The organism is Amycolatopsis sp. SID8362, assembly GCF_010550475.1.
GTDB lineage: Bacteria > Actinomycetota > Actinomycetes > Mycobacteriales > Pseudonocardiaceae > Amycolatopsis > Amycolatopsis eburnea.
On the sequence record NZ_JAAGNB010001084.1, the window covers coordinates 1 to 6553 of the forward strand.

A 6553-nucleotide genomic window follows, 5' to 3' on the forward strand; every position below is an offset into this window, starting at 1 on the left:
TCGCTCGCCGCCGGCGTCCTCGCGCTGCTGGCGGGCCTGGTGCTCGGCGGCAACGGCGGCGCGGTGCTGCAGTGGATCGGCCTCTCGGTGCTGGCGGGCGCGGTCGTCTACCTGGCGACGGCGCTGCTCACGATGGGCCACTTCGCGCGCAAGCTGTTCGCCGCGCTCGGGGTGCTCGTGGTGGCGGCGCTGCTGCTGGCCGCGTTCCTGCCACCGCTGGCCCAGCCGTTCTTCGGCTGGCTCGGCTCGGTCGTCGCCGGCTGGCGCCGCGGCGACGGCGCGGTGTGGTGGCTGGTGGTGTCGGGCCTGCTGATCCTGCCCGCGGTGGTGATGCCGGTGAGCGCGATCGTGCGCGGCGTCCGCCACCGCAAGCGTGCCTGAGGCGTCGCTTTCACGTGAAAGCGACGCCTCGGGCCGGAGCGTGATCGGCCCGTCGCCTTGCGATCAACCCCGTTTGGGTTCATCGTGCGGATAGGTCGCGAGCCACGCGCGAGCGACCCAGGCGCGCGTGTGCCCAAGCAGCGTCCGCTTCAAACATGTTTGTGGGACTCCTCACCGGGTACCCCGCGTCGCCGCAGGTCATGACGGGGGTCGTGAGCTGCGTCGCTGGCGGGTGGAAAATTCTCTGTTACGTTTCCTGAGTATGTCCGTAACGCACTTGATCGAATCCCCGACCAAGGCGGACGGCGCGGAGCTGTGGAGAATCGCGCGCGATTCCGCCAAGCTCGATCTCAACTCGCCGTACGCATACATGCTGTGGTGCCGCGATTTCGCCGGGTCTTCGGTGGTCGCGCGCGAGGACGGCAAGGCGGTCGGATTCGTCATCGCCTACCGCAGGCCCGACGAGCCCGAAGCAGCGCTCGTCTGGCAGGTGGCGGTCGACGCGTCGCAGCGCGGAAAGGGCCTGGCCGGGGCCCTGCTCGACGCCCTCTACACGAGACTCGTCGCCGACGGAGTGCGTTACCTCGAGACCACCATCACCCCGGACAACGAGGCGTCCATCCGGCTCTTCGCGTCGTTCGCGAAGCGGTGGAACGCCGCGATGGAATCCAGTGTGCTGTTCGCCGGGGAAGATTTCCCCGAAGCCGGGCACCTGGCCGAAGAGCTTTACCGCATCGGTCCGCTCACACCACGCAAAGATCCGGGCGAGTAGGAGAAAAGAAACACCATGAGCATCTTCGAAGAGCTCGAATCCGAAGTACGCAGCTACAGCCGCGGCTGGCCGGTCGTGTTCGACCGCGCGCAGGGCAGCCACCTCTACGACGAGAGCGGCAAGGCCTACCTGGACTTCTTCGCCGGCGCCGGCGCGCTGAACTACGGGCACAACAACCCGGTGCTGAAGCAGGCCCTCATCGACTACATCCAGCGTGACGGCGTCACGCACGCGCTGGACATGTTCACCGTGGCCAAGCGGGACTTCCTGCAGACCTTCCGCGACAAGATCCTCGACCCGCGCGACCTGAACTACAAGGTCGTGTTCCCGGGTCCGGGTGGCGCGAACGCCGTCGAGGCGGCGCTGAAGCTGGCGCGCAAGGTGACCGGCAAGGAATCGGTCATCAACTTCACCAACGCCTTCCACGGCATGACCCTGGGCGCGTTGTCGGTCACCGGCAACTCGATGAAGCGCGGCGGCGCCGGCGTCCCGCTGGTGCACGCCACCCCGATGCCGTACGACAAGTACTTCGACGGCGCGATGCCGGACTTCCTCTACTTCGAGAAGCTCCTCGAAGACTCCGGCAGCGGGCTCAACGAGCCGGCCGCGGTGATCGTCGAAGGCGTGCAGGGCGAAGGCGGCATCAACGCCGCGCGCCTGGAGTGGCTGAAGGGCCTCGACGAACTCTGCAAGCGCCACAACATCCTGCTGATCCTCGACGACGTCCAGATGGGCTGCGGCCGCACCGGACCGTTCTTCAGCTTCGAGGACGCCGGGATCAAGCCGGACATCGTCTGCCTCTCCAAGTCGATCGGCGGCTACGGCATCCCGATGGCGCTGACGCTGATCAAGCCCGAGCTCGACGTCTGGGAGCCCGGCGAGCACAACGGCACGTTCCGCGGCATCAGCCCGGCGTTCGTCACGGCCAAGGCGGCGATCGACGCCTACTGGAGCGACGACGAGCTCGAGAAGTCGACGAAGGCGAAGGGCGAGCGCATCGCCGCCGCGTTCTCCGGCATCGTCGAGGCCTACCCCGAGGCCGAACTGCTCGCCAAGGGCCGCGGCCTGGCGCGCGGCATCGAGTTCCAGAACGGTGACCTGGCCGGGCGCGTCTGCGCGGAAGCGTTTGCGCGCGGCCTCCTGATGGAAACCTCCGGTCCCGACGGCGAAGTCATGAAGCTGCTGCCGCCGCTGACCCTGACCGACGACGAGCTCACCCAGGGCCTGTCGATCATCGACGAGTCCATCAAGGCCGTCCTGAAGAAGTAAAGGAGTACGCCCGTGCTCGTCCGCACGCTCGACGAGGTCACCGACACCGACGCCGACATCAAGACCCCCAACTGGCGCAGCAAGAGAATCATCCTCGCCAAGGAGGGCGTCGGCTTTTCGGTCCACGAGACCACGCTGTACGCGGGAACGGTGAACGACTTCTGGTACGCCAACCACATCGAGGCGGTGTTCATCACCTCCGGTGAGGGCGAGATCGAAGACCTCGCGACCGGCAAGGTGTACCCGCTCAAGCCGGGGACGCTGTACCTGCTCAACGACCACGACAAGCACCAGGTCCGGCCGCGCACCGAGATCAAGTGCGTGTGCGTGTTCAACCCCCCGGTGACCGGCCGCGAGGTGCACGACGAAAACGGCGTGTACCCGCTGATCACCGAGGACTCGTAAAACACCGGAGAGGAAACAGGAGGCGAAGCCCGTGACGCTGACGGACACCCGGGTCGACGACGGTTACCCGACCCGGATCACCGGTACGCCGGCTCATCTGCCGCGCGTGCACCCCACCGTGTGGGGTACCGAAGCCGACGGTCCGATCGACGCCGCCACACTGGCGAACCACGAGACCAAGGGTTACACCGTGGTCGACGACATGCTCTCCGTCGGGGAAGTGCAGACGTACTGGCAGGAACTGGTGCGGCTGTCCTCCGACACCGAGCTCGCCGAAGACGAGCGCGTGATCACCGAGGCGAAGACCGGTGAAGTCCGGTCGATCTTCGACGTCCACGAGATCTCGGACCTGATCGCCGAACTGGTGCGCGACCCGCGCGTGCTCGACCGGGCCCGGCAGCTGCTCGGCTCCGACGTGTACATCCACCAGAGCCGCGTCAACTACATGCCGGGCTTCAAGGGCACCGGGTTCTACTGGCACTCGGACTTCGAAACCTGGCACGCGGAGGACGGCATGCCGGCCCCGCGCGCGGTCAGCTGCTCCATCGCGCTGACCGACAACTACCCGTTCAACGGCGGCCTGATGATCATGCCGGGCTCGCACCGGACGTTCGTCCAGTGCGCCGGCGAGACGCCGGACGAGAACTACAAGAGCTCGCTCAAGGACCAGCGGGTCGGCGTGCCGAGCGAGGACGACATCACCAAGATGGCGGCCGAGCACGGCATCGACCAGTTCACCGGCCAGGCGGGCTCGGCCCTGTGGTTCGACTCGAACATCATGCACGGCTCCGGGAACAACATCACGCCGTACCCGCGCTCGAACATCTTCCTGGTGTTCAACAGCGTGGAGAACGCGCTGCAGGAACCGTTCGCGGCCAGCGTCCCGCGACCGGCCTTCATCGCGGGACGAGACTCGTCGCCGATCACGAGGTGAGCCCGCCGGTGACGAACTCGGTGCGCTTTGTTACCGTGTCGCCACCGCGTGGGCGTGTGGTCCGCGCAACAGACGTCTTGGCAGACGATCGGCGGCGGGTGCTTCGCTCGGGGTGAGCACACCCGCCCGATCGCCCGCGAAGACGACGGGCGGACCGCGCCCCCTGGCGGCCCGGCCGGGAGTTCCAGCACGACCCCGTACCACCGGATCGGGACCGGTGGTACGGGGTCGTTCCACGTCCGGGGCCGGTCGCGTGGCCCGTCTCGGCGGCCTGAGATCCCGGGGGCCGGATGACATGAATGAGTCATTCATGTCGTCTGGCGACATGAATGAGTCATTCACTACGTCCGGGCCAGGCCTCAGGCAAGTCGCCGGGGGCCGACCGCCCTCGGTCTGAACCGACCGGCGCCGGCCGTGGCGAGTGGCCGGCGGGCCGGTGTGCCAGGGCAGCGGCCCGCCCGCGGGATGTCGCAGGGCGTGAACACCGACGCTGCGGAATCCGCAGAGTGGCCAAAACTCCTGGTGCCGGGCCTCCGCCGTCCCCGGGCGGGTGGTACTCGGCGGCGGGCAGCCACGGTAGGTTGATTTTCCCGGCGAGGGCGACGCCGGGACAACCGTGGACCCCGGGGAGGTGGGCGCGAGCATGGCCCCGATCCGGTTCCAGCTGCTCGGGCCCGTCCAGCTCGTCCACGGTGGCGAACCCGTGCCGATCGGCGGACCCGGCGTCCGCGGCCTGCTCGCGCTGCTCGCCCTCAAGCCGGGGAAGGTCGTCGGGCTCGACGACATCATCGACGCGCTGTGGGGGCACGATCCGCCCGCGACCGTCCGGACGATCATCCACGGCAACGTCTCGCACCTGCGGCGGATCCTTCGGGAGATCGACGGCCCCAGCATCCTCACCACGCCGCCGGGCTATCGGCTCGACGTCGATCCCGACCGGGTCGACGTCCACCGCGCGCACGCGTTGCTGGACCGGGCCTCGCTGGCCACCCCCGAGGTCGCGGCCGCGCTGCTGGCCGAGGCGCTCGCGCTGTGGCAGGGGCCCGCGCTCGGCGGGGTGCCCGACTCGCTGCGGGCCCCCGAACTCGAAGACCTCCGCCTGGCCGTGCACGGCGCGCGCGTCGACGCCGACCTCGAGCTCGGGCGGCACGCCGAGCTGATCGTCGAGCTCAGCCCGATCGTGCGGGCCGATCCGCTGGCCGAGCGGACGGCGGGGCAGCTGATGCGGGCGCTCTACCACGCCGGGCGCCGCGGGGACGCGCTCGAGCTGTACCGGACCGTCTCGCGCGCCACCCTCGGCACCCTGGGCGTCGAGCCCGGCACCGAGCTGCGCTGGCTGCACGAGCGCGTCCTCAACGACGACCTCCCGGCACTTTCACGTGAAAGTGCCGCCCCCAGGTGGGCGCTTTCACGTGAAAGCGACGCCGCCGCGAAGCCGATTTCGCAGTTGCCCGCTGCCGTGCCGAGCCTCGCCGGGCGGGGGGACGAGCTGGCCTGGCTCGACGCGCTCGTCACCCGCGCCGAAGCCGGGGAGACCACGATCGCCGTGGTCACCGGAACCGCCGGGGTCGGCAAGAGCACGCTGGTCGTGTGGTGGGCGCACCGCGTCGCGTCGCGGTTCCCGGACGGCGTCCTGTTCGCGTCGCTGCGCGGCTTCGACCCGCACCACCCGCCGCTGGAGCCGGCCGAGCTGCTCACCCAGTTCCTGCTCGGCCTCGGCGTCGAAACCGCGAAGATCCCCGAGCTGCTGCACGAACGCGTCGCGCTTTACCGGTCGCTGATCGCCGGGCGGCGGATGCTGGTGCTGCTCGACGACGCCCGCACCGCCGAGCAGGTGCGCCCGCTGCTGCCGCCGAGCGCCCGCACGATGACGGTGGTCACCAGCCGCTCGCGCCTGGACGGGCTGACCGTGTCGAACGCCGCCAAGCAGCGCGTGCTCGGCACCCTCGCCCCCGACGACGCCGTCCGGCTGATCGAGGAGCTGGCCGGCCCGGCCGATCTCAACCACGCCCTCGCGCGGCTCTGCGGCTACCTCCCGCTCGCCCTGCGGATCGCGGGCGCGCGGCTGTCGGCGAGCGCGCTGCGCACCGCGGAGGAGCTGATCGACGAGCTGGGCAACGAGCGCACCCGGCTGGCCGGCCTGCAGGTCGAGGGCGCCGAAGACGGCGTGCGCGCCGCGTTCGACGTCTCCTTCCGCGGGCTGCCCGGCGAGATCGCCGAGACGTTCCTGCAACTCGGCACGGTGCCCGGGGTGCTGGTCGGGCCGCACGTGATGGCCGCCGTCGCGCAGATCCCGGTCACCGAGGCACGACGGCGGCTGCGCGCGCTGGCCGCGCACAACCTCATCGCCGAGACCGCCCGTGACGTCTTCGTCCCGCACGACCTCGTCTGGCTCTACCTGCGTGAGCTCGCGGAACAGGAACTCGGCGAGAAGGAGCGGGACGAGGCGCTCGGCTGGACCGTCCGCTACTACCAGGCCGTCGCCGACCGGGCGCGGCGCCGGCTGGGCCCGGTCGCCGACCCGCTCGACTTCACCGGCGTGCTCGCCGACGACGCCATGCCCCCGATCCGCGACTTCACCGAGGCACACGACTGGTTCGCGGCCGAGTGGCCGAACCTCCTCGCGGTCCTCGACGCCGCGTTCGCCGCGGGCCGCCACGACGACGTCTGGCGGCTGGCCCGGCTCGGGCACAGCTACCGCGTCGCCTGCCCGCTGCTGGACGAGTGGACGCGGATGGCCGACCTCGGCGTCGCGGCCGCCGAAGCCGCGGGCGACGTCGCCGGGCAGTGCT

General features: G+C 70.0%; 5 protein-coding genes and 1 pseudogene. All 6 read left to right on the top strand.

What is annotated here, in order from left to right:
- A pseudogene (locus G3I65_RS33910) lies at positions 1 to 381 on the top strand (DUF3376 domain-containing protein); the annotation flags it as partial.
- A gap of 262 nt (positions 382 to 643) precedes the next feature.
- The gene (gene ectA, locus G3I65_RS33915) at positions 644 to 1153 is read left to right on the top strand and encodes a diaminobutyrate acetyltransferase (protein WP_166640925.1); all 510 of its coding nucleotides are present in this window, start codon (positions 644 to 646) and stop codon (positions 1151 to 1153) included.
- A 15-nt stretch (positions 1154 to 1168) separates the two neighbouring features.
- Positions 1169 to 2422: a diaminobutyrate--2-oxoglutarate transaminase gene (ectB, locus tag G3I65_RS33920; protein WP_160699715.1), complete on the top strand. Its 1254-nt coding sequence runs from the start codon at positions 1169 to 1171 to the stop codon at positions 2420 to 2422.
- Between the two features lie 12 nt (positions 2423 to 2434).
- The gene (locus G3I65_RS33925; RefSeq protein ID WP_160699716.1) at positions 2435 to 2827 is read left to right on the top strand and encodes an ectoine synthase; all 393 of its coding nucleotides are present in this window, start codon (positions 2435 to 2437) and stop codon (positions 2825 to 2827) included.
- Between the two features lie 31 nt (positions 2828 to 2858).
- Positions 2859 to 3761, top strand: coding sequence for an ectoine hydroxylase (gene thpD, locus G3I65_RS33930; RefSeq protein WP_160699717.1), 903 nt, complete (start codon positions 2859 to 2861; stop codon positions 3759 to 3761).
- A 643-nt stretch (positions 3762 to 4404) separates the two neighbouring features.
- The coding region (locus tag G3I65_RS33935; protein ID WP_160699718.1) for a BTAD domain-containing putative transcriptional regulator at positions 4405 to 6553 on the top strand (2149 nt) is incomplete at its 3' end.